Annotated in this window: 2 protein-coding genes; one reads left to right on the top strand and one right to left on the bottom strand. The window is 64.1% G+C overall.

What is annotated here, in order from left to right; all coding sequences use genetic code 11:
- A partial coding sequence (gene mrdA, locus AC1D1X_RS20510) for a penicillin-binding protein 2 (RefSeq protein ID WP_477699032.1) occupies positions 1-1760 on the top strand: 1760 nt, incomplete at its 5' end.
- 168 nt (positions 1761-1928) lie between these two features.
- Here mrdA and AC1D1X_RS20505 read toward each other — a convergent pair.
- On the bottom strand, positions 1929-2631 hold a 703-nt coding region (locus AC1D1X_RS20505; protein WP_477699031.1), incomplete at its 5' end, for a sulfite exporter TauE/SafE family protein.

Genomic DNA, 2631 nt, shown 5'->3' with positions numbered 1-2631 from the left:
ACATCCAGGTGCGCGACAAGCGGCGTTTCAAGCGTTTGCGCGAAGAATCCAAAAGTTTTGAATCGCTGCCCATACGCACGCGCCTGACCGACGAGGAAGTCGCCCGGTTCGCGGCGCAGCGTTTCCGGTTCCCGGGTGTGGACATCAAGGCCAGGCTGTTTCGCAGCTACCCGTATGGCGAGCTGGGAAGCCACGTGGTGGGCTACATCGGCCGCATCAACCAGGCAGAAAAAGAAGTCATCGAAGGCAGCGAAGACGAAGGCAACTACCGCGGCACCGACTACATCGGCAAGCTCGGCGTCGAGCAGAGTTTTGAGCAGCAGCTGCACGGCACCACCGGTGTCGAACAGGTCGAGACCTCGGCGGGCGGCCGCGCCATGCGCAAACTCGCCAGCAACCCGGCCACGCCCGGCAACACCGTCATGCTGTCGCTGGACATCCGCCTGCAGAAGCTGGTGGAAGACATGTTCGGCGACCGGCGCGGCGCGCTGGTGGCGATGGACCCGAAGACCGGCGACGTGCTGGCGTTTGTCAGCAAGCCGACGTTCGACCCCAACCTGTTCGTGGACGGCATTGACACGGAGAGCTGGCAATACCTGCGCGACTCGCTGGACAAGCCCCTGCTCAACCGCGCGCTGCGCGGCACCTACCCGCCGGGCTCCACCTACAAGCCCTTCATGGCCATGGCGGCACTGGAAACCGGAAAGCGCTCCGCCAGTTTCATCGTCAACGACAACGCCTCCTGGAGTTTCGGCGGCCACGTCTTCCGCAGCCACGGCGACATCGCACTCGGGGCTGTGGACATGTACCGCGCCATCGTGAAGTCCAGCAACGTGTACTTTTATTCACTGGCCAACGAACTCGGCGTGGACGCCATGCACGACTTCATGCAGCCGCTGGGCTTTGGGCAAATCACCGGCATCGATATCAGCGGTGAAGTCACGGGCGTGCTGCCCAGCCAGGACTGGAAACGCAAGGCCTATAAAAGGCCGGAGCACCAGAAGTGGTACCCGGGTGAAACCATTTCGCTGGGTATCGGGCAGGGCTACAACACTTTCACCATGCTGCAGCTGGCGCAGGCCACGGCCGTGCTGGCCAACAACGGTGTCAAGCACAGGCCGCGGCTGGTGATCGGCACGCAGGACCCGGTGACGCGCGTGATGCACCCGCTACCGGCCGATGCGCCGGAAAACCTGGGCTACAAGGCTGAAAACATCGCGATCGTGCGCAAGGCCCTGGTCGGCGTTACCCAGGAAGGCACCTCGGCCCGCGTGTTTGCCGGCGCGGGTTACCTGAGCGGCGGCAAAACCGGCACGGCGCAGGCGGTCACCATCGGCCAGAAAGACAAGTACAACAGCAGCAAGATGGAAGAGTACCAGCGTGACCACGCTGTTTACATGGCGTTTGCGCCGGCCGAAGACCCCAGGATCGCGCTGGCGGTGATCGTGGAAAACGCCGGCTGGGGCGCCGGGGTGGCGGCGCCGATTGCACGGCGTGTTTTTGACTATGTGCTGCTGGGCCAATACCCGAGCGAGGAAGACATGGTGGCGGTGCAGAAGGGGCTGGCGGCAGCGCCCATCGGCAAGCCGCGTCAGGCCGCCGACGTGGCCGGCCAGCTGTCGGCCGGCGCAGCAGGCGCTTCCCCCGGCCCCACGAACGCCGCGGCTGCCGCTGCCGCCAAGGCCAGGACGGCGGCGATTGCGGAGGCGCTCAGCAAGCTGCCGCCGCCCATGGCGGCGGCGGGCATCAACCCCGATTGAGCCGGCCGTCGCTATCGATTTGAGAGCTGCTTGCGCATGCCTTTATTGGGCTGGACGCCAATTTGGTCATTAAACAGTGATGGCCGGATTTCAAGCAAAATCCGCCGAAAACCCATACAGGACGTGCGCAAGAAGCTACTAAATCAATAGCAAACTGGCAGCACGCCGTCAGCGCGCAAATGCGTCAAAAGCGGTTTTCAGGATCAGCGCGCTGACCACGGCGATAAACACCCCGCGCACAAAACCAGCCCCATGTTTCAAGGCCAGGCGGGTGCCCAGCAGGCTGCCTGCTACGTTGGCCACGGCCATCGTGAGGGCGAAATGCCACCAGACATGGCCTTTATAGGCAAAGAGCGCCAGCGCCGCCAGGTTGGTGGCGGTGTTGAGCAGCTTGGCCGAAGCCGACGCGTTCAAAAAGTCATAACCCAGCCAGCGCACAAATAAAAATACAAAAAAGCTGCCGGTGCCCGGGCCGAAGAAGCCGTCGTAAAACCCCAAAACCAGCCCGATGCAGCAGGCCGCCGCGGTCTCGGCACGGCCGGTAAAGCGGGGCGTGTGGTGGCGGCCCAGCTCCTTCCTGGCCAGGGTGTAAAGCAGTACCGCCAGCAGCACAAAGGGCAGGGCCTTGCGCAAAAATCCCGGCGAGATGACGGTAACCAGCCAGGCGCCCGCCAGCGAGCCGGTAAACCCGGCGGTGGCCGCCGGCAGCAGTGCCGTCCAGCGAAGCTCCACGCGGCGGGCATATTGGGCCGTGGCAACCGCGGTGCCCCAGACCGAGGCCCCCTTGTTCACCCCAAACAGGGTGGCAGGATGCGTGGTGGGGAAAACCGCAAAAAGGGCCGGCACCAGGATCAGCCCGCCGCCCCCGACG

Source organism: Polaromonas sp. P1_G4, from assembly GCF_056405475.1.
This window is presented reverse-complemented; position numbering and strand designations above follow the sequence as displayed.